The following is a 21,132-nucleotide window of genomic DNA, read 5'->3' on the forward strand; positions in this document are numbered from 1 at the left end:
AACGTCTATTCCCTTTAGTCCGATGAGAGGGCGAGGCCGTCGGGGAATTTGACGGGGGCTTGAATGCGCACCCGTTTTTCCCGTCCCGATTCGCCACTGAGAATGCTGACATCGCGCTTGGCAACGCCAAACGCCTTGGCCAAAAACTTGATCAGGGCCGTGTTGGCACGCCCGTCGATGGGCGGTGCCGCAATACGGATCTTAACACTGTCACCGTGCAGTCCGGAAATCTCGTCTCGGGACGCTTTCGGCTGCAGGTGACAGCGCAGGATCAGGTCTCCGTCCTGCCATTGATAGTAGGACGCGGCCATCTCAGATAATAACAAAGGCTTTCAGATACCCCTGCACGATCTGGATCAGCAGGAAGATCAGGATCGGTGACAGGTCGAGACCACCGATCGGTGGAATCACCTTGCGTACCAGCGCAAACAGCGGCTCGGTCAACTGCAGCAACAGCTGCGGTGCCGGGTGATAGCTGTCAGGCGCGACCCAGCTGATGATCACGGCACCCAACGAGGCCCAGAAATAGATCGTCAACAGGGTATCGAGCGTGCCGGTCAGGGCAAAGATCATCAGGTGTAGCGGATTGATCGAGTCGGCATTGGCCGCAAACAGCGGCGAAAACTGTACCAGCAGCAGAATGGCGACGGCCTTCACGGCGATGGCGACGATCAGGGTGGCAATGTCGAAGCGGCCCTTGGGGCGCAGCACGCGCTGCAGCGGACTGACGACCGGTTGGGTCAGGCGTACCACGGATTGTGCGATGGGGTTGTAGTAGTCGGTCTGTGAGAGCTGCAGAGCGAAGCGCATCACCAGCAGGAAGGAGAAAATACCTCCAACCAGACTGATGATCAATGTAATCGGATCCTGTCCCATGAGATGTCCTGTCGTCTGTTGCTTATTGGTTGCACAGCTCGTCGGCCAGCTCGATCGAGCGGTCGCGACAGGCCGTCAGTGCGGTATCTACCAGCGTTTCGAAGCCGCCGGCCTGAAATGTCTGGATAGCGCGTTCGGTGGTGCCCTTGGGCGAGGTTACACGGCGGCGCAACTCGGCGGCATCAACGTCGCTGGCTGCGGCCATGCGGGCGGCACCCAGTGCGGTCTGCAGGGTCAGGTCGCGGGCGGTGGTTTCACTCAGCCCCAGCTTGACGCCGGCGGCGGTCATCGCTTCCATCATCAGGAAGTAATAGGCCGGTCCTGACCCGGATACTGCAGTTACCGCATCCAGCTCGGCTTCATTCTGCACCCAGAGGGCGATGCCAACAGCTTCCAGTACTTCGGTCGCCTGGGCGCGCTGCAGCTCGCTAACACGGGCATTGGCGAACAGGCCGCTGGCACCGGTTTGCACCAGCGATGGCGTATTGGGCATGCAGCGGACCAGACGAACATCACCGCCCAGCCACTGATCCAATGCGGCCAGCGTGATACCTGCAGCAATGGATACGAACAGCGGCTGGTGCTGCTGTGCCGCGGGTGCAAGGTCACGTGTGACTGCTTGCATGATCTGCGGTTTCACGGCCAAAACCACCAGGTCGGCGGCGGCAACGGCGGTGGCGTTATCGGTGGTCGTGTTGAGGCCCTGCGCGGCCAGATCTTCCAGGCGTTCGGCATCCGGTTCGGCGGCCCAGATATTGGCCGGGGCAAAGCCGTTTTCGAGCAGGCCGCCGATAATGGCACGTGCCATGTTACCGGCACCGATAAATGCAACTACGGGTTGTTGGCTCATGCCGTTACTCCTGTGGGTCAAAGATGGGCGGGCGCGTACTGACGCGGCCCGAACAAGGCTGTACCGATGCGCACTATGGTAGCACCTTCGGCAATGGCTGCCTCCAGATCGCCGGACATGCCCATGGATAGCGTGTCCGGTTGCGTTCCCTCAAGGTGCAGGGCTGCCAACTGGGCGCGCACCTGGGCAAATATCGCGCGTTGACGCGCCGGATCGGTTTCCGCTTCCGGAATCGCCATCAGCCCGCGCAAACGCAGGTTGGGCAGGGCTGCAACGGTACGGGCCAGTTCCGGCAATGCCTCCGGTGCGCAACCGGACTTGCTGGCTTCGCCACTGATATTGACCTGCAGGCAGATATTCAGCGGCGGCAGGTGATCAGGGCGCTGTTCGGACAGCCGCCGAGCAACCTTCAGTCGGTCGACACTGTGGACCCAATCGAAGTGTTCGGCGATTGTACGCGTCTTGTTGGACTGGATCGGGCCGATGAAGTGCCACTCCAGTGGCAGATCCCGCAGAGCATCAATCTTGTCCAGCGCCTCCTGTAGATAATTCTCGCCGAAAGCGGTTTGGCCACAGGCATGCAACTCGCGAATTTCGTCCGCGCTGCGCGTTTTGCTGACCGCCAATAGCTGTACACTGTCAGGCGTGCGTTGACAGCCCTGACAGGCCGCCAGAATTTGTTCCCGGACACGGTTATAGTTGTCTACTAACATAATCACCCATGAATACTGACGGCTGTCATTGGCAGGTTATGCCTATTCTGCTAGAACACTAAAGTTTAATGGAAGCTGCTTCGGATCTCGACTGCTTATGGATATTACAGAACTTTTATCATTCTCGGTGCAACAGGGTGCCTCCGACTTGCACCTCACCGCCGGCATGCCCCCCATGATTCGTGTGGACGGTGACGTTCGGCGCATCAAGCTGCCTGCGTTTGAGCACAAACAGGTGCACTCACTTGTCTATGACATCATGAACGACAAGCAGCGCAAGGAGTTTGAAGAGAACTACGAAGCTGACTTCTCGTTTGAAGTGCCCAATCTGGCCCGTTTCCGTGTCAATGCCTTTAACCAGCATCGGGGCGCGGCAGCTGTATTCCGTACTGTACCCAGCAAGGTGCTGACCATGGACGACCTGGGCATGGGCAAGGTGTTTCAGGACCTGTCCGATCAGGCACGCGGCCTGGTACTGGTAACCGGCCCGACCGGTTCGGGCAAGAGTACGACGCTGGCGGCGATGATCGACTACGTCAACGACACCCGCTCTGACCATATTCTGACGATCGAGGACCCGATCGAATTCGTCCACGAGAGCAAGAAATGCCTGATCAACCAGCGTGAAGTCCACCGCGACACCCACAGCTTTGCCAACGCGCTGCGCTCGGCGCTGCGTGAAGACCCGGACGTCATTCTGGTTGGCGAGATGCGAGATCTGGAAACCATCCGTCTGGCCCTGACCGCTGCAGAGACCGGCCATCTGGTGTTTGGCACCCTGCACACCACCTCGGCGGCCAAAACCATCGACCGTATCATTGACGTATTCCCGGCGGCAGAGAAAGACATGGTGCGCTCGATGCTGTCGGAGTCGCTGTCCGGCGTTATTTCGCAGACCCTGCTGAAAAAACCGAAGGGTGGCCGAGTGGCCGCGCATGAAATCATGATCGGCACCCCGGCGGTACGTAACCTGATCCGTGAAGACAAGGTGGCGCAGATGTATTCCGCCATCCAGACCGGCGCAGCCTATGGCATGAAGACCCTGGATCAGTCGCTGACCGAGCTGATGCACAAGGGGCAAATCTCGCGTGAAACGGCCCGTGACAAGGCGAAAAACCCGGCGGCATTCTAATGCCGGCTGACTCAGGAGCAAGACAGTGGATTTTACCCAACTATTGAAGGTCATGGTCGATCGCGGCGCCTCCGACCTTTTCGTCACGGCCGGTGCGGCTCCCTCGATCAAGGTTGACGGCACCATCCGTCCCTTGACCAAGGAAACGCTGAAACCGAGCCAGACCCGTGCGCTGGTCTACAGCACCATGAACGACAAGCAGTTGGCGGAGTTTGAAGGCACCAGCGAGTGTAATTTCGCCATCAGTGCGCCGGGGATCGGCCGCTTCCGTGTCAGTGCCTTCATGCAGCGCAACACCCCGGGGATGGTGTTGCGTTCGATCAACAACCATATTCCGTCGATGGACGAGCTCAAACTGCCGACCGTGCTGCGCGACCTGTCGATGACCAAGCGTGGCCTGATCCTGTTCGTGGGCGGAACCTCAACCGGTAAATCGACCTCGCTGGCATCGATGATCGACTACCGCAACGATAATCATGCCGGGCACATCATCACCATCGAAGACCCGATCGAATATATCCACAGCCACAAGAAGAGCATCATCACTCAGCGTGAAGTGGGGATTGATACCGAATCGTTTGAGGTCGCGCTGAAAAACACGCTGCGTCAGGCTCCGGACGTGATTCTGATGGGTGAGATCCGCTCGGCGGAAACGATGAAATACGCACTTGCCTTTGCCGAAACCGGCCACCTGTGTCTGGCGACATTGCACGCCAACAATGCCAACCAGGCGCTGGACCGCATCATCTCCTTCTTCGGCCCCGAGCATCATGATCAGGTGTGGATGGACATGTCGCTCAACCTGAAGGCGATTATCGCCCAGCAGCTGCTGCCGACTGTCGATGGCAAGGGCCGCAGGGCCGCTATCGAGGTGATGATCAATACGCCGCTGATCCAGGACCACGTGCGCAAGGGCGAAGTGCACGAAATCAAGGAAGTGATCAAGAAGTCCACCAACCTGGGCATGCGCACCTTCGATCAGGCACTGTTTGAGCTGTATCGCGACGGCGTGATTACGTATGAAGTGGCGCTGGCACATGCAGACTCGGCCAACGACCTGCGCCTGATGATCAAGCTGGATGCGGAAACCAGTGGCAACAAGGACGTGAAGCAGGAGTCGGATATGCCGAGCTTCACCCTGCAGGAAGAGGAAGACAACCTCAACATCGGCGATGATCTCGGCATCAAAGGGATGTAATCGAACCGGTGAGGGGCTTGTTTGATGCCTCTCACCATTAGAACGGCAAGGCCTGGAAGTAAAGACGCTGCTGTCAGGATCTGTTATATCGAGTGGGCATTAGAATGCCACATTGCCGCCTAACATCAGGATATTCGAGTTGGCATCGGCATTGCTGTGGGTCTGAGTCGGATCCGTATGGTTTCCGCCAGAAATGAAGTTCAATGGCGCATAGCCCTCAGTATGGATGAACTCGGCGAAGAATTTGGCCGAGGGTGTTGGGTAGCTGGCGATGCCTAGGACCCACTGGTCCTGCCGCTCCCAAGGTGAGCCGCTCGGGCCTGCAATAAAGCGACTGAAATCGGCTGATAAATCCATATCGTAGCCGCCAAGGCTGGTACTGTATTTGGTGCCCAACCCCCAGCTTGTCACTTTGGATGCAGCATAGTCCGGTAACGCCGGGTTATAAGTGCCAGGCCACTCATCTTCGGTGGTGGCATATTCTGCTTGGACCATCCAAGGCCCTTGGTGCCATTGGGCATAGGCGTCCCAGGCACCGTTCTCATCATCACAGGCACTAAAGTGTGTAACCGGATAACCTTGGCAATAGGCGCTGCCTTTCAGGTAAGAGGTGCCTAGCAAAAGAGTCGAATTAGCTCCGGTGGGAAAGGTGTAGTTGGCATCCAAACTGTAGTTGTTCAGCTTGCTGGGAATATTGCTGCCATCAACTGGTACATTGGCGGCACGGAACTGAGCGCCGCCCTGAACCCCCATCAGACGGATGTTGATGCCATCATTCAGGTATCCCACTTTAATGCCATTGGCCAGTCCTCCATAGGCATGCCAGACCGTGGATGCGGTAAATGGGTTGGGGGTGTCGGTCAGACCGAAGGGAATAGCCATTTTACCGACCGAGGCATACCAAGGTGATGTATTGAGGTTCCCCAGCATGATGTACGCGTGGCGTACTTGTACCTGGTTGCGGTTCAGGTCGGTATTGGTACCTGCGCCAAAACTCTGCTGAGGGTCATACAGCATTTCTGTATAGGCAGTCACCCAGTCACCCAAATTGGCAGTGATGGCTAACTGCGCCGAATGAATAGCGGCTTCAGATACTTCGTCGGTGCGTTGGTTATTGGCGGTAGGATGACGCATCAGATAACCAAACTGATCTTCGCTATTACTCTTTTGGATATTGGCGATGGCGGTCACCGCGCTGCTAAGGTAAACCCGGTCGGTATCGAGATCCCCTCGCGCCTTGCGCAGCAGTATCTCTTCCTGCTTGCGGGTAATACGCGTCGTTGGGTCTAGAATGTCAAAACTGTAAGTAGGGTCCAGTGCCAACAGCGACTCGTTGGAAATGATAGGGGGCGACTTGGAAGCCAGGGGGGCATTATTGGCTGTAGGAAAACTTTTACTTTCCAATTCCATCATGCGGGTACGGAGCTGAGCGTTTTCTGTGGCGAGATCGTTCAGTTTGCTTTCAAGCTCCTCCAACGTCAGCGCAGATGCTGAAGGGGCTAGGAAAATGCTTGCCAAAGTCAGCACAATGGCTGTTTTTTGAGATCGGGGTATCATTGAGCATCCTTGCGTTGATGAGAATCGAGCCAGAGACCAGCTCATAAATTTTTCCCAGCCCTGAGCGACTGTGGCAGCAGAATGGTAGCGTTTTTGTTTTACGGGTAAGCAAATAATATTGTGTGATTTGCGTCGATAATTGTGCCGTTAATATGTCATGGATTATCTATATTGCGCCAGCCTCATTTGTATCAAACGTTTCAAACGCTTGTAAAAACTATTGATTCAGATCACGGAAAACGAGTCCTTTGCCGAAAATGGCGCGTATCGGCAGCGTGACTGCCTGCTTGCGTGCCTTGGTGCGCAAACGGCTGAGAATGACACTGATACGGTGGGTGTTGGGGTCGTTTTCATAGCCGAACAGCAGATCGTGCAGGAGCTCTTTACTGCAGACTTCATTGCGGTGGCGCAGCAGCACATCAATGAGGCTATATTCCTGTGGTGTGAGAGCGAGAGCGATGCCGGACGGTGTCGTCAAACTATCGTTATTCAAGGCCCAGGTGCTTGAATCGCGGGTGGCGCTCACCGGTGTGTCGGGTACTGAGGCCTGTTCACGCATGCGATGCCAGAGGCTTCTGATAGCGTTGCACAGACTGGAAAAGTTGACCGGTTTGAGCATATACAGATCGGCACCCAAACCGAGGCCGCGCTGTTTGAACTGCTCGGAGTCATGTGCGGTGATGGCAATCAGACCGTAATTGCCCAAGTGTGAAAGGTATTCAAGCACACTGAAGCCGTCTTCGCCGGGCAGGGAGATATCGATCAGAACAATGTCGGCCGGGGTTCGGTGGAGCTGTTTCCAGAACGCCTCTGCGCTGCCGGCTCCCCAGGCAGAAAAGCCCTGAGTCTGCAGGAAGAAAAGCAGTTCTTCCCTCAGATCGGGATTGTCTTCAATGATGGCAATACGTGCACAGGTGTCGTTCATGCGAGGGTGTTGCATCCTTTGTTACAGCGTCAGGAGTGTTTGAATGATGGGACGGTAACCGATGGGGGACGGTCAGCGGCGTAGTACCAAGGTATGGCCATCATGGGTGGCCATTCATGCATTGTTCTGTGTTCATGAATGTCGAACAGAGTATATCGTTGTTCGAATGAAAATGAACAGAGTCTGAATGGGTGTAAGGCGCGCATGGAGGTGGGGTCTCCATGCGCAGCGTTGTTCAGCGGCGGAACACGATTCTGCCATCCATCAGTGTGGCGTTGACGCGCCCTTTCAGGGTCTGGCCCAGGAAGGGTGTGTTTTTGCCGGCGGATCTCAGGCTGTCTACATTGACGGTCCACTCGGCGTCAGGATCAAAGATGCAGATGTCCGCCTGTGAGCCGATGTTCAGGGTTCCGGCTTCAATGCCAAGGATACGGGCCGGGGCGGCGGTCAGGGCTTCAATCAGTTGTGGCAAGGCCAGCAACTGTTGCTCGACCAGTGACAGGCTCAGCGGCAACAGCGTTTCCAGACCGCTCATGCCGGGCTCGGTTGCGGCAAAGGGTGCCTGCTTGGCGATGGGGTCGTGCGGCTGGTGATCGGAGCAGATCGCCGACAGGGTGCCGGTTACCAGTCCCTGACGCAGACCGGCACGGTCGAGCTGGCTGCGCAGCGGCGGTTGCAGGTGGTAGGCGGCATTGAAGCCGTTGACGTTTTCATCGGTCAGCAGCAGGTTCTGGATGGCCACGTCAGCACTGACGCTCAGGCCACGTTCGCGAGCGGCCGCTACCATCTGTACAGCGCGTTCGCAGGACAGCTGGCCGAAGTGGGCACGGACACCGGTCTGCTCCACCAACAGCAGGCAGCGGGACACTTCGATGGTCTCGGCCGCTTCCGGGATGCCGTTCAGGCCGAGGCGCGTCGAAGTCGTGTCGTCGTGCATGCAGCCGCTGGCGACCAGATCATTGTCCTGTGCCTGGAACACCACCAGCAGATCATGGGTGGCGGCATATTCCAGGCAGCGTAGCAGGGTCTGGCTGCTGTTGATGCTGTGGCGCATGTTGGTGAAGGCGATGCAGCCGGAGCTGGCCAAACCATGTAATGGGGCCAGCTGCTCGCCTTCCAGGCCTCGGGTCAGGGCACCCATCGGCAGTACGCGTGCCAAGCCGATATCGGCGGCACGGTCCTGGATCAGCTCGGCGACGGCGGCGGTTTCCACCAGCGGCTGGGTGTTCGGGGTAACGATCAGCGTGGTGATGCCACCGGCGGCGGCCGCTGCGGTTTCGCTGGCGATCGTGCCTTTTTGGGTGAGGCCGGGTTCGCGCAGGTGGGTGCAGAGATCGATCAGGCCAGGACAGACCACTTGGCCGCTGGCATCGATCACTTCCTCGACGACAAAACCTTCAGGCGCCTGGTCACGGGCGACAATTTCACCGTTGCTGACATACAGGTCGGTAATCTCGTCCCAGTCCTGTGTCGGGTCGATGACCCGACCGCCTTGAATCAGAATGTTCATGCCTGCTCCTCCGCTTCTGCAAGCGCACCACGTTGTGCCAGCTGTCCGCTCATGGCCTTGGACATCACTGCCATGCGCACGGCAATACCGTTGGTAACCTGGTCGAGAATCAGCGAGCGCGGGCCGTCAGCCACCTCGGATTCGATCTCGACGCCGCGGTTGATCGGGCCGGGGTGCATGACCACGGCGTCCGGTTTGGCGTAGGCCAGCTTGTCGCGGTTAAGGCCGTAGAGTTTGTAGAATTCCGCTTCGCTGGGCAGCAGTGCGCTTTGCATGCGTTCCTTCTGCAGGCGCAGCATCATGATCACGTCGACATCGCGCAGGCCGGTAGCCATATCGGTGTAAACCTTGACGCCCAGCGCTTCAATATGACGCGGCAGCAGGGTTTTCGGTGCGATGACCCGGATTTCGTCGACCCCCAGAGTGCGCAGGGCGTGGATCTGTGAGCGAGCCACACGGGAGTGCAGAATATCGCCGACGATGGCCACTTTCAGCGGGGCGAAATCGCCCTTGTGGCGGCGGATGGTGAGCATGTCCAGCATCGCCTGGGTCGGGTGCGCATGGCGGCCGTCACCGGCGTTGATCACGGCCACATGAGGAGTCACGTGCTGGGCGATGAAATGGGCTGCGCCGCTGTCGGCATGACGCACCACGAACATGTCGGAGTGCATCGCTTCCAGGGTCATCAGCGTGTCTTTCAGGGTCTCGCCCTTTTTGGTCGACGAGGTGCTGATATTAAGGTTGAGCACGTCTGCGGACAGGCGCTTGGCGGCCAGTTCGAAGGTCGACAGGGTACGGGTACTGGCTTCAAAGAACAGATTGACCACGGTCTTGCCGCGCAGCAGCGGGACTTTCTTGACCTGCTGTTGGCTCATGTCGACGAAGGAGTCGGCGGTATCAAGAATTTCGACCAACAGCTCGCGCGGCAGGCCTTCTGTAGTCAAAAAATGGCGCAGCTGGCCGTCAGTCGTCAGCTGCAGCGCGTTCGGGTCGTTAGCCTCAAACATGGTGATATGCTCTTGTCGTTTCAGTCACGCTGACTAATGGTCAGCGTCAGGGGATCAGGGCCGTTGAGTTTGACCTGCTGGTCGGGGCCCAGCGTCAGCGTGGCACCGATGACATCAGCCTGGATCGGCAGGTCGCGACGCGGCAGGTCCAGCAGGGAGATCAGGGTGATCGATGCGGGACGGCCATAGTCGAAGAGTTCGTTCATGGCGGCACGGATGGTACGTCCGCTCATGATCACGTCGTCCACCAGCAGAATGTCACGGCCTTCGGTCGGGCAGGGCAGCTGGGTGGGCTTGACCTTGGGGTTCATGCCGACCTGGGTGAAGTCGTCACGGTAAAAACTGATATCCAGCACCCCCAGCGGACTGGCCAATTCCAGCTGGGCATGCAGGCGCTCAGCCAGCCAGACGCCGCCGGTACGGATACCGATCATCAGCGGGTCCTTGAAGTTGCGCCGGGTGATCAGGGCGCGGGTGTCATTCGCCATCTTGTCGAGCAGTGCGTCAACGCTCAGCGGGTCCGGGACCATAAATGTCCTCCAGTCGAGTGTGGCTTGGGATGCGGTCGGTACTGTTGAACCAGTCTTCCAGAATCAGCTGGGCGGCAATACCGTCCACCGACTCCTGTTTGAAGTTGGTGCCGCCACCGGCATCCAGATGGATGCGTTTGGCTTCGGCCGTAGTCAGACGTTCGTCACAGAGGAAACAGGGGCGCTGGTAGCGATCCTGGATGCGGTTGGCGAACTTGCGTGCCCGGCGTGCCATTTCGGAAATGGTGCCGTCCATGTTCAGCGGGATGCCCACGACCAGTACGCTGGGCTGCCAGTGGTTGACGGTCGCGTCCAGGGTATCCCAGTCGGGCATGCCGTCGCGAGCCCGGATCGGGTCGATAGGGGTGGCGCTGGCGGTCAGGCTTTGGCCGATCGCCAGGCCGATACGTGTCGTGCCGAAATCGAATCCCAGCACCAATTGGGTGTCACTGCTCATCCGCTCGCTTCAGTCAGGCATGTCCGGCGTGAGCCGGCATCAGGTTCAGATTGATTCCCAGGGTGGCGGCGGCGGCATGCAGCCGGTCCTCCAGAGGTAGGTGGAAAAGTATATCTGAATTTGCCGGACAGCTTAACCAGAGGTTGTCGCACAGCTCCTGTTCAAGCTGCGAGGGGCCCCATCCGGCGTAGCCCAGCGCCACCAGAAACACCTCGGGACCTTCGTTGCCGGCAATCGCCTCAAGGATGTCCATTGAAGTGGTCAGGCACACATCATCACTGACCTTGTGGCTGGCGATCCAGGGTTGCTCGGGTGTGTGTGGGTGCAGTACGAAGCCGCAGTCGTCACGCACGGGACCGCCATCGAAGATCGGACGTTCAGTGGCCATTGCGGTACGGTTGTCCATTTCCAGGTGTGCCAGCAGATCACACATGCGAATGCCGCTGGGACGATTCACCACGATGCCCATGGCACCGTACTCATTATGATCACAGATGTAGACCACGGTTTGGGCGAAGGTCTCGTCCAGCAGGTGGGGCATCGAGATCAGGAAATGGCCACGAAGTGAGGTCGGGGGCATGGTATATGCTCTCTTCGTTGCTGAAAGGTAGATTAGGCTTAGTACACCCGCGTCTGTTTCTCAAATTTCCAGGTGCGGATAATTTCCAGACGGTCGACATTCTTGCGCATTTCCACCGGAAAGCTCTGGAACGGCGATGCCAGTTGCACGATACGGATGGCGGCATCATCGAGCACGCGGTGGCCGGATGAGCTGAGGATCTCGATATTGGCGACCTGGCCGTCGGGGTTCAATGCGACCAGCAGACGAAGGGTGCCTTGCAGGCCACGGCTGCGCGCCTGTTCCGGGTAGTTGAGGTTGCCGACGGTCTCGACGCGGCGACGCCAGTTGTCCAGGTAGCCGGCATAGGCATGGGCGCGGGTCTCGGCCGAAGTCAGGCGCAGGACGCGGGGTTTCTTGGCGCGGGTTTCGCGGATCAGATCCAGCTGTGCCTGCAGGCTGGCCATTTCCAGGCTGCGTGCCATCAGTGAGGTTGAGTTGGCGGTTTGGGGTGCCGGCGCGGCAGCAGCGCTGCGTGCCGCTTCGGTGGGCGCGCTGCGCGTCGCATCAGCGCGGGTATGCACGACCTGTTCCGGCTGCTGGGTGGCGGCCTCTGTGTGTTGTTCGGTCTGTTGGCCGGTATCGGGTTGTGGTGTGGGGGTGGGGGCAATCGACGGTGGTGCCGGAGCCCGCCGAGCCGCCTGCTGCTGCGACTGTTCACTGGCCAACGGTGCCATTTCGGTGGTGGCCGGTGCGGCTGCAGTGTCAGTGGTGCCGCTGCCACGCTGGTTGTGCTGGGCGATAAAATCGGCCTGCTCGGGCGCATCCGGTTGTGGATGCTGAGCCAGGGTGACATCCAGCGTGTGCGGCGGTGGTTCCGGGTCGGGCAGGGTAAAGCTCAGGGCAATCAGCAGGACGCCGTGTACAACAGTGGCCAGGAACAGCATGAAGCCGAAGCTGTCGCTGTTCAGGTGATGCCATAGGGGTAGACGGTCGTCCCGGTTGCTCATCGTGTTGCCAGTTCCTTCTCGATACAGTTCATCAGCTCCATGCCGATGTCGAGGTTAAACTGGGTGTCCAGTTCGCGGATACAGGTCGGGCTGGTGACGTTGATCTCGGTCAGGTAATCCCCGATCACATCAAGGCCGACAAACAGCAAACCCTTCTCTTTCAGTGTCGGGCCGACCTGAGCCGCGATCCAATGGTCCCGGTCGGTCAGCGGGCGGCCTTCGCCGCGGCCACCCGCCGCCAGGTTGCCACGGGTCTCACCGGCCATCGGGATACGGGCCAGAGCGTAGGGTACCGGTTCGCCGTTGATCATCAGGATGCGCTTGTCACCGTCGACGATCTCGGGAATGTACTTCTGCGCCATGATGGTTTCGCTGCCATGGGCGGTCAGGGTTTCAATGATCACGCCCAGGTTGGTGCCTTCTTCGCGGATGTGGAAGATGGACGCGCCGCCCATGCCGTCCAGCGGCTTGAAGATGACATTCTTGTGCTCGGCATGGAATTCGCGCAGCAGGTCGGCATCACGGGTGACCAGCACCGGCGGGCAGCACTGCGGGAAATGGGTGGCGAACAGTTTTTCGTTGAAGTCGCGCAGGCTCTGGGTGCGGTTGACGATCAGAGTGCCTTCGGATTCCGCCATGGCCAGCAAGTGGGTGCTGTAGATGAATTCATTGTCGAACGGCGGGTCCTTGCGCATCAGGATGACATCCAGCTCGGCCAGATCACGGCTGACATAGTCGCCGCGAGTGAACCAGTTGTCAGGGTCCATGGCCACGCTCAGTGGAGCCATTTTGGCGCGGGCCTTGCCGTCGCGCAGGAACAGATGGCGCTGTTCCATGTAATGCAATTCCCAGCCCTTGTTCTGCGCGGCCCACAGCATCGCCAGCGAGCTGTCTTTCTTGTAGGTAATGGCTTCTATGGGATCCATTACGATGCCAACTTTAACGGTCATCACATCTGTCCTGTACTGAAGAGTGTAAGCATTATCCCAGGTCGCCCCAGAGATATTGCAGAATGGCGCATGCGGCGACTGGCGCGGTTTCGGTGCGCATCACCCGCGGGCCAAAGGCGACCGGCTCAAAGCCGGCGGCCAGTGCGGCTTCGACTTCGGCTTCGGTCAGGCCCCCTTCGGGACCGATCAGCAGCGCGATGGAGGCCGGGGCCGTCATCGTTTGCAGCGGTCGTGCGGTGTGGTGGTGCAGTACCAGCTTGAGATCGGCTTCGACCGTATTGATCCAGCTTTCCAGCGCGCTGACCTCATGAATGTCGGGTACACGGGTACGCTGGCTCTGTTCACAGGCGCTGATGGCGATCTGCTGCCAATGGCGCAGGCGCTTGTCCTCGCGTTCGGCCTTGAGGCGCACTTCGCAGCGTTCGCTGGTCAGTGGCGTGATCGCGGCGGCCCCCATCTCGGTGGCTTTCTGCACGGCATAATCCATGCGCTCACCACGGGACAGGGTTTGGCCGACATGGATCTGCAGCGCAGATTCAACGTTGCGCTGCTCAACACTGTCGATCCGGGCACTGGCACGGCGCTTGTCGACGCCGGTAAGGGTAGCGGTGTAGTCCCCGCCGTCACCGTTGAACAGGCGGATCAGATCGCCGTCACGCAGGCGCAAGGCGCGTACTGCATGCTGCACGCTGGTGTCGGACAGTTCGATCTGGGTGCCGACTGCAAGCGGCTGGGATTCGTAGACGCGGGGTATGCGCATGGGCGTCCTGCTGGTTCGAAAAACAAGCCGCTATTATGTCGCATCGATGGTGGAGGATGCCAGTAGGCAAGGCACTGCCTGACCCTGATTTGGGTCGGGCAGTGCAGGAGTGTCGCCGGTCGGGATCAGAGTCCGGCGGCGGCACGCAGATCGGCAGCCTTGTCGGTCATTTCCCAGGGGAATGCCGTGAAGGTGTCGTTGCCAACGGTCATTTCGAACGGGTTGCGGCCAAAGTGACCGTACGCCGCTGTTTGACGGTACATCGGGTGCAGCAGGTCGAGCATGCGGGTAATGGCATACGGGCGCAGGTCGAAGTGCTCACGAACCAGATCGATGATCTTTTCGTCGCTGAGTTTGCCGGTGCCGAAGGTATTGATCGAAACCGACGTCGGCTCGGCCACGCCGATGGCGTAGGACACCTGAATCTCGATGCGGTCGGCCAGGCCGGCAGCCACGATGTTCTTGGCTACGTAACGGCCTGCGTAGGCGGCAGAACGGTCAACCTTGGACGGATCCTTGCCGGAGAATGCGCCACCACCGTGACGGGCCATGCCGCCGTAGGTGTCGACGATGATCTTGCGGCCGGTCAGGCCACAGTCGCCCACCGGGCCACCGATCACGAACTTGCCGGTCGGGTTGATGTGGTACTGGGTACCCTTGTGCAGCAGCTCGGCCGGCAGTACGTGCTTGATGATCAGCTCCTGTACCGCTTCCTGCAGGTCAGCCTGGGATACGTCCGGGTTGTGCTGAGTCGACAGCACGACCGCGTCAATCGCAACCGGCTGGCCGTTTTCGTAGCGGCAGGTAACCTGCGACTTGGCATCCGGGCGCAGCCACGGCAGCAGGCCGGACTTGCGCGCTTCTGCCTGACGCTCTACCAGACGGTGAGAGAAGGTGATCGGCGCCGGCATCAGCACGTCGGTCTCGTTGGACGCGTAACCGAACATCAGGCCCTGGTCACCGGCACCCTGATCTTCAGGACGGCTGCGGTCGACGCCCTGGGCGATATCGATCGACTGTTTGCCGATGATGTTGATCACGCCGCAGGTTTCGCCGTCGTAGCCGACGTCGGAAGAGGTGTAGCCGATGTCGCAGATCACGCCGCGGACCAGGTCTTCCAGGTCAATCCAGGCTGAGGTGCTGATCTCGCCGGAGACGATTGCCACACCGGTCTTGACCATGGTTTCACAGGCAACACGGGCATATTTGTCTTCCGCGATGATCGCGTCCAGCACGGCATCGGAAATCTGGTCGGCAATTTTGTCCGGGTGCCCTTCAGACACGGACTCGGAGGTGAAGAGGCTGTATTCGCTCATTTCCGGAAAAAATCCTCACACAAAGTTGGATGCAGCCAAGGCGGGTGGCTGGAATGGTGGTGCCTAAAGCCGATCATTTTAACGCCAGTGCCGCGCTTGTGCATGACATCCTGTGCTTTTTTGCCTGAATTTTTTGCGTGTAGGGTATGAAAATCGCTCTATTTGCATAATTGGGTTTGAAGCTGGTCCGTATCTGGGCGAAAATTGCGCCACTTAAATGTTGTCACGATTCCGTAAACCTCAAGGTTGGGTCCAGCCCCAGGAGTAGATTGATGTCCTCTCGCCGAGAACTTGCCAATGCGATTCGCGCATTGAGCATGGACGCCGTACAAAAAGCCAAATCCGGCCACCCGGGTGCCCCCATGGGTATGGCGGATATTGCCGAAGTGCTGTGGAACGATTTCCTCAAGCACAACCCCGGCAACCCGCACTGGTATGACCGTGACCGCTTCGTACTGTCCAACGGCCATGGCTCTATGCTGATCTACTCGCTGCTGCACCTGAGCGGCTACGATGTCAGCATCGACGATCTGAAAAACTTCCGTCAGATGCACTCCAAAACCGCCGGTCACCCGGAATACGCTTACTGCCCGGGTGTTGAAACCACTACCGGTCCGCTGGGGCAGGGCATCACCAATGCCATCGGCATGGCGCTGGCAGAGAAGGCACTGGCCGCACAGTTCAACCGTGACGGTCATGACATCATTGATCACTACACCTATACCTTTATGGGCGACGGCTGCCTGATGGAAGGCGTGTCCCACGAAGCCTGCGCGCTGGCCGGCACTCTGGGCCTGGGCAAACTGGTTGCGTTCTGGGACGACAACGGCATCTCCATCGACGGCGAAGTGGAAGGCTGGTTCACCGATGACACCCCGGCACGCTTCGAGGCCTACGGCTGGCAGGTGATTCGTGGCGTTGACGGCCATGACAGCGACCAGATCCGTGCCGCTATCGAACAGGCGCGTGACAACAGCGAACAGCCGACGCTGATCTGCTGCAAGACCGTGATCGGTTTTGGCTCCCCGAACAAGCAGGGCAAGGAAGATTGCCACGGCGCGCCGCTGGGCGACGACGAAATCGCGCTGACCCGCGCTGCCCTGGACTGGCCGCACCCGGCGTTCGAAGTGCCGGAAGAGCTGTATGCCGACTGGGATGCCCGTGATGCCGGTAGCCGTGCCGAAAACGAGTGGAACGAGCGTCTGAGTTTTTACACCGCCGCGCACCCTGAGCTGGCGGAAGAGCTGCTGCGCCGTCTGTCCGGTGATCTGCCGGCCGACTTCGGTGCCAAGGCGGATGCCTGGATTGCCGAGATCGCAGCCAAGGGCGAAACCATCGCCTCACGCAAGGCGTCACAGAATTCAATTGAAGCCTTCGGCCCGATGCTGCCGGAATTCATGGGCGGCTCTGCCGATCTGGCCGGTTCCAACCTGACCCTGTGGTCCGGCTCCAAGGGCCTGACCCGCGATGACGCCAGCGGCAACTACATTCACTACGGTGTGCGTGAGTTCGGCATGAGCGCAATCATGAACGGTCTGGCGCTGCACGGCGGCTTCATTCCGTACGGTGCCACCTTCCTGGTATTCATGGAATATGCGCGCAATGCCGTGCGCATGGCCGCGCTGATGAAGCAGCGTGTGCTGTTCGTCTACACCCACGACTCCATTGGTCTGGGTGAAGATGGCCCGACGCACCAGCCGGTCGAACAGATCGCCAACCTGCGCCTGACCCCGAACATGGAAACCTGGCGTCCCTGCGACGCGGTTGAATCGGCCGTGTCCTGGAAAGCGTCTGTACAGCGCACTGATGGCCCCAGCTCCTTGATCTTCTCGCGTCAGAACCTGCCGCACCAGAACCGTGATGGCGACCAGATTGCAGCCATTGAGCGCGGTGGCTACATCCTGCGTGACTGTGCCGGTACCCCGGACGCCATCCTGATCGCTACCGGTTCCGAAATCGGTCTGGTGATGGATGCCGCTGACGCCCTGACCGCCAAAGGCAAACAGGTGCGTGTGGTTTCCATGCCCTGCACCGAGCGTTTTGACAAGCAGGACGCGGCCTACAAGGAACAGGTGCTGCCGGCTGCCGTGACCGCCCGCGTTGCCGTGGAAGCGGCTCACGCCGACTTCTGGTACAAGTACGTGGGCCTGAATGGCGCCATTGTGGGTATGCGCAGCTTTGGTGAATCGGCTCCGGCCGGTGAACTGTTCAAGCACTTCGGCTTCACCGTCGACAATGTTGTCAGTACGGTTGAATCTCTGCTCTAACAGGGAGGCCGGGCGCTTGATGTGCCCGGCACTGCAGATCACGGAATGAGTTACCGAATCGCGATCAACGGCTACGGCCGTATTGGTCAGGGCGTGTTGCGGGCGATCTATCAGCGCGGGTTACAGGCGGAACTGCAGGTGGTGGCAATCAATGAATTGTCCGATCTGGATACGCTGACCTACCTGACCCGCTACGATACAACCCACGGCCGCTTCCCCTGCCCGGTGGAGAACGACGGTGAGGCACTGTTGATCAACGGTGACCGTATCCGCGTGTTCAGTCATGCCGAGCCGGAACAGATTCCCTGGGGCGACCTGGGGGTCGATCTGGTGCTGGAATGTTCCGGGGCTTTCCGTACCCGCGCCGATGCCGAGCGGCATCTGGCCAGCGGGGCGCGGCGGCTGCTGTATTCGCATCCGGCGCAAGCGGATATTGATGCCACCGTGGTGTTCGGCTACAACGAGGCCAGCCTCAAGGCGGATCACCGTATCGCCTCGGCAGCCTCCTGTACCACCAACTGCGTGGTGCCGGTACTGGATCTGCTGGATCGCCATTTCGGCATCGAAAACGGCGTCACCACGACGATCCATTCGGCGATGAATGATCAGCCGGTGATCGACAGCTACCACCGCAGTGACCTGCGCCTGGCGCGCAGCGCCATGCAATCGATTGTGCCGGTGGATACCGGGCTGGGTCGTGGGCTTGATCGCCTGTTGCCGCATCTGGCCGGGCGTTTCGAGTGCCTGCATGTGCGCGTACCGACGATCAACGTTTCGTTGATGGATCTGTCGGTGAACCTGCGCCGTGATACCGATCCGGCCGAGGTGAACGCCATGCTGCGTGAGGCCGCTGCCAATGGACTCAAGGGGCTGCTGGGATATACCGAGGAGCCGCATGCGTCGATGGATTTCAATACCGACCCCCGCTCGGCGGTGGTCGATGGTACCCAAACGCGAATCTCGCAGAGGCGGCTGCTTAAACTGTTGTGCTGGTTTGATAATGAATGGGCATTTGCCAACCGGATGCTGGATGTCTCCCGGTACTGGCTGAAGCTCAAGGACTGAATCTCTGAATCAATAAGAACAGGAACCCTTCTCATGAGCGTATTGAAGATGACGGATCTGGATCTGGCCGGTAAGCGCGTGCTGATCCGTGAAGATCTCAATGTTCCGGTCAAGGATGGTCAGGTGACCTCTGATGCCCGTATTCGTGCTTCCCTGCCGACCATTGAAGTGGCATTGAAGGCCGGTGCCAAGGTGATGGTCATGTCTCACCTGGGCCGCCCGACTGAAGGCGAGTATGAAGAAAAATACTCGCTGGCACCGGTTGCCGAACACATCAGCAAGCTGCTGCAGCGTCCGGTACCGCTGGTCAAGGACTGGCTCGAGGGTGGTTTCGAAGTAGAAGAGGGTGAACTGGTTCTGCTGGAAAACGTCCGCTTCAATGCCGGCGAAAAGAAGGACAACGAAGCCCTGTCCAAACAGATGGCGGCGCTGTGCGACGTCTACGTGATGGATGCCTTCGGTACGGCGCACCGGGCTCAGGCTTCCACTCATGGCGTGGCCAAATTTGCACCGGTAGCGTGCGCAGGCCCGCTGCTGGCCAATGAGCTGGACGCACTGGCCAAGGCGCTGGACAAGCCGGCCCGCCCGATGGCGGCGATTGTCGGTGGTTCCAAGGTATCGACTAAACTGGAAGTGCTTAACGCGCTGTCCGACAAGTGCGATCAGTTGATCGTCGGCGGTGGCATCGCCAACACCTTCCTCGCGGCGGCAGGCAAGCCGGTGGGCAAGTCGTTGTGCGAACATGACCTGATCCCGGCGGCACAGGCACTGATGGCAAAAGTGGATATCCCGTTGCCGGTCGACGTGGTTGTCGCCAAGGAGTTTGCCGAATCGGCTGAAGCGGTGATCAAGTCCGCCGATGATGTGGCTGATGACGAGATGATTCTCGATATCGGTCCCGAATCGGCCAAGAATCTGGCCGCTTTGCTGACCAGCGCCGGTACCATCATCTGGAACGGTCCGGTTGGCGTGTTCGAGTTTGACCAGTTCGGCGAAGGTACCAAGGTATTGTCGCTGGCGATCGCCAACAGCGCAGCATTTTCCATCGCCGGTGGCGGTGACACGCTTGCTGCAGTGGATAAATACGACATCGCTGATAAGATCTCCTACATCTCGACCGGTGGTGGTGCATTCCTCGAATTCGTGGAAGGCAAGGTACTGCCGGCAGTGGCCGTACTGGAAGCCCGTGCGGCCCAGTAACAGACCAGAATTTTTGATTAACCAATTCAAAGGGTGAAACCATGGCATTGATCTCCATGCGTCAGCTGCTGGACCATGCCGCCGAATACGGCTACGGCATTCCGGCGTTCAACGTCAACAACCTGGAGCAGATGCGTGCGATCATGGAAGCGGCGGCCAAAACCGACTCGCCGGTGATCGTCCAGGCGTCCGCCGGTGCGCGCAAGTACGCCGGTTCCAACTTTCTGCGCCACATGATTCTGGCCGCGATCGAAGAGTTCCCGGACGTACCGGTGTGTATGCACCAGGATCACGGCACCAGCCCGGCGATCTGTCAGCGTTCCATTGCCATGGGTTTCTCCTCGGTGATGATGGACGGCTCCCTCGGTGAAGACGGCAAGACGCCGGCTGACTATGCCTACAACGTCGACGTGACCCGTCGTACCGTTGAGATGGCACACGCCTGTGGTGTCTCTGTCGAAGGCGAACTGGGTTGCCTGGGTTCTCTGGAAACCGGACAGGCCGGTGAAGAAGACGGTATCGGTGCCGAGGGTATCCTGACCCACGACCAGATGCTGACCGATCCGGACGAAGCTGCCGATTTCGTCAAGGCCACCAACGTGGATGCGCTGGCAATCGCCTGCGGTACTTCCCACGGTGCCTACAAGTTCACCAAGCCGCCGACCGGCGATATCCTGGCGATCGATCGTATCAAGGCGATCCATGACCGCATTCCGGGTACGCACCTGGTGATGCACGGTTCCTCTTCCGTACCGCAGGAATGGCTGGCCGTGATCAACCAGTTCGGTGGCGAGATTCCGGAAACCTATGGCGTGCCGGTTGAGCAGATCGTTGAAGGTATCAAGTATGGCGTGCGCAAGGTCAACATCGATACTGACCTGCGTCTGGCATCCACCGGTGCCGTGCGTCGTTTCCTGGCGGAAAACCCGTCCGAATTCGATCCGCGCAAATTCCTCAAGGCTACCATGCAGGCCATGAGCGAACTCTGTATCGCCCGCTACGAAGCCTTTGGTGCTGCCGGCCATGCCAGCAAGATCAAGGCGATTTCGCTGGAAGCGATGGCTGACCGTTACGATCGCGGGGAATTGGACGCCAAGATCAACTGATCCTGGTAGCCCTGCTGCACAGAACCCGGCTTCGGCCGGGTTTTTTTATGGCTATGTCTGAGTTAGTTGTTGTGGATATCGCTCAATAGCTTCTAACAAACATAGCTCAGCTGTTATTCCAGTAGAATAACGTTCCAGCATCCG

Annotated in this window: 21 protein-coding genes; 6 read left to right on the top strand and 15 right to left on the bottom strand. The window is 59.1% G+C overall.

Translation table 11 applies throughout. The features are described from left to right. Positions 1–14: 14 nt before the first annotated feature. From CLV44_RS08645 to CLV44_RS08660, 4 genes are read right to left on the bottom strand one after another with little or no spacing between them, the layout of a single operon-like run. Positions 15–311 (bottom strand): DUF167 family protein, encoded by a 297-nt coding sequence (locus CLV44_RS08645; protein ID WP_106591715.1) that lies wholly within the window; start codon positions 309–311, stop codon positions 15–17. A 1-nt stretch (position 312) separates the two neighbouring features. Further along, positions 313–876 carry a YggT family protein gene (locus CLV44_RS08650; protein WP_106591716.1) on the bottom strand — a complete coding sequence of 188 codons (564 nt, stop codon included), beginning with the start codon at positions 874–876 and terminating at the stop codon, positions 313–315. Positions 877–898: 22 nt separating this feature from the next. Then, positions 899–1,726, bottom strand: a complete 828-nt coding sequence (proC, locus tag CLV44_RS08655; protein WP_106591717.1) for a pyrroline-5-carboxylate reductase — start codon at positions 1,724–1,726, stop codon at positions 899–901. A 17-nt stretch (positions 1,727–1,743) separates the two neighbouring features. Then, entirely contained in the window at positions 1,744–2,439 is a 696-nt protein-coding gene (locus tag CLV44_RS08660) for a YggS family pyridoxal phosphate-dependent enzyme (RefSeq protein WP_106591718.1), read from the bottom strand. Positions 2,440–2,536: 97 nt separating this feature from the next. Between CLV44_RS08660 and CLV44_RS08665 the strand changes: the two genes are divergently transcribed. Together CLV44_RS08665 and CLV44_RS08670 are read left to right on the top strand one after the other, a co-directional pair. Next, positions 2,537–3,571: a type IV pilus twitching motility protein PilT gene (locus CLV44_RS08665; RefSeq protein ID WP_106591719.1), complete on the top strand. Its 1,035-nt coding sequence runs from the start codon at positions 2,537–2,539 to the stop codon at positions 3,569–3,571. Between the two features lie 25 nt (positions 3,572–3,596). After that, positions 3,597–4,769 (top strand): PilT/PilU family type 4a pilus ATPase, encoded by a 1,173-nt coding sequence (locus tag CLV44_RS08670; protein ID WP_106591720.1) that lies wholly within the window; start codon positions 3,597–3,599, stop codon positions 4,767–4,769. A gap of 99 nt (positions 4,770–4,868) precedes the next feature. Here the strand turns inward: CLV44_RS08670 and CLV44_RS08675 are convergent, their stop codons facing one another. The 11 genes from CLV44_RS08675 to metK form a co-directional block, all read right to left on the bottom strand. Further along, positions 4,869–6,326, bottom strand: a complete 1,458-nt coding sequence (locus CLV44_RS08675) for a hypothetical protein (protein ID WP_106591721.1) — start codon at positions 6,324–6,326, stop codon at positions 4,869–4,871. A 217-nt stretch (positions 6,327–6,543) separates the two neighbouring features. Next, positions 6,544–7,251 carry a response regulator transcription factor gene (locus CLV44_RS08680; protein ID WP_106591722.1) on the bottom strand — a complete coding sequence of 236 codons (708 nt, stop codon included), beginning with the start codon at positions 7,249–7,251 and terminating at the stop codon, positions 6,544–6,546. A 235-nt stretch (positions 7,252–7,486) separates the two neighbouring features. Continuing rightward, on the bottom strand, positions 7,487–8,761 hold the full coding sequence (locus tag CLV44_RS08685) for a dihydroorotase (RefSeq protein WP_106591723.1): 1,275 nt from the start codon (positions 8,759–8,761) through the stop codon (positions 7,487–7,489). Continuing rightward, positions 8,758–9,768, bottom strand: a complete 1,011-nt coding sequence (locus tag CLV44_RS08690) for an aspartate carbamoyltransferase catalytic subunit (RefSeq protein WP_106591724.1) — start codon at positions 9,766–9,768, stop codon at positions 8,758–8,760. Before CLV44_RS08690 ends, CLV44_RS08685 begins: the two co-directional genes overlap by 4 nt. Positions 9,769–9,788: 20 nt before the next feature. Further along, positions 9,789–10,298 carry a bifunctional pyr operon transcriptional regulator/uracil phosphoribosyltransferase PyrR gene (pyrR, locus tag CLV44_RS08695; RefSeq protein ID WP_106591725.1) on the bottom strand — a complete coding sequence of 170 codons (510 nt, stop codon included), beginning with the start codon at positions 10,296–10,298 and terminating at the stop codon, positions 9,789–9,791. Beyond that, positions 10,273–10,755: a Holliday junction resolvase RuvX gene (gene ruvX / locus CLV44_RS08700; RefSeq protein ID WP_106591726.1), complete on the bottom strand. Its 483-nt coding sequence runs from the start codon at positions 10,753–10,755 to the stop codon at positions 10,273–10,275. Before ruvX ends, pyrR begins: the two co-directional genes overlap by 26 nt. A gap of 13 nt (positions 10,756–10,768) precedes the next feature. Beyond that, entirely contained in the window at positions 10,769–11,335 is a 567-nt protein-coding gene (locus tag CLV44_RS08705; protein ID WP_106591727.1) for a YqgE/AlgH family protein, read from the bottom strand. Positions 11,336–11,373: 38 nt separating this feature from the next. Then, entirely contained in the window at positions 11,374–12,324 is a 951-nt protein-coding gene (locus CLV44_RS08710; protein WP_106591728.1) for an energy transducer TonB, read from the bottom strand. Beyond that, positions 12,321–13,274 (bottom strand): glutathione synthase, encoded by a 954-nt coding sequence (gshB, locus tag CLV44_RS08715; protein WP_106591729.1) that lies wholly within the window; start codon positions 13,272–13,274, stop codon positions 12,321–12,323. The genes CLV44_RS08710 and gshB overlap by 4 nt, the downstream gene beginning before the upstream one ends. A gap of 31 nt (positions 13,275–13,305) precedes the next feature. Then, complete coding sequence (locus tag CLV44_RS08720; RefSeq protein WP_106591730.1) at positions 13,306–14,034, bottom strand: 16S rRNA (uracil(1498)-N(3))-methyltransferase; 729 nt, start codon at positions 14,032–14,034, stop codon at positions 13,306–13,308. Between the two features lie 125 nt (positions 14,035–14,159). Continuing rightward, positions 14,160–15,350: a methionine adenosyltransferase gene (gene metK / locus CLV44_RS08725; RefSeq protein ID WP_106591731.1), complete on the bottom strand. Its 1,191-nt coding sequence runs from the start codon at positions 15,348–15,350 to the stop codon at positions 14,160–14,162. A 272-nt stretch (positions 15,351–15,622) separates the two neighbouring features. Between metK and tkt the strand changes: the two genes are divergently transcribed. The 4 genes from tkt to fba are packed head-to-tail and all read left to right on the top strand — an operon-like array spanning position 15,623 to position 20,988. After that, positions 15,623–17,617, top strand: a complete 1,995-nt coding sequence (tkt, locus tag CLV44_RS08730; protein ID WP_106591732.1) for a transketolase — start codon at positions 15,623–15,625, stop codon at positions 17,615–17,617. 45 nt (positions 17,618–17,662) lie between these two features. After that, complete coding sequence (locus CLV44_RS08735) at positions 17,663–18,682, top strand: type I glyceraldehyde-3-phosphate dehydrogenase (RefSeq protein WP_106591733.1); 1,020 nt, start codon at positions 17,663–17,665, stop codon at positions 18,680–18,682. A gap of 33 nt (positions 18,683–18,715) precedes the next feature. Beyond that, complete coding sequence (locus CLV44_RS08740; RefSeq protein WP_106591734.1) at positions 18,716–19,882, top strand: phosphoglycerate kinase; 1,167 nt, start codon at positions 18,716–18,718, stop codon at positions 19,880–19,882. 41 nt (positions 19,883–19,923) lie between these two features. Next, the gene (fba, locus tag CLV44_RS08745; protein WP_106591735.1) at positions 19,924–20,988 is read left to right on the top strand and encodes a class II fructose-bisphosphate aldolase; all 1,065 of its coding nucleotides are present in this window, start codon (positions 19,924–19,926) and stop codon (positions 20,986–20,988) included. The last annotated feature ends 144 nt before the right edge of the window (positions 20,989–21,132 follow it).

The sequence above is a fragment of the Marinobacterium halophilum genome, assembly GCF_003014615.1.
Classification (GTDB): Bacteria; Pseudomonadota; Gammaproteobacteria; order Pseudomonadales; family Balneatricaceae; genus Marinobacterium; species Marinobacterium halophilum.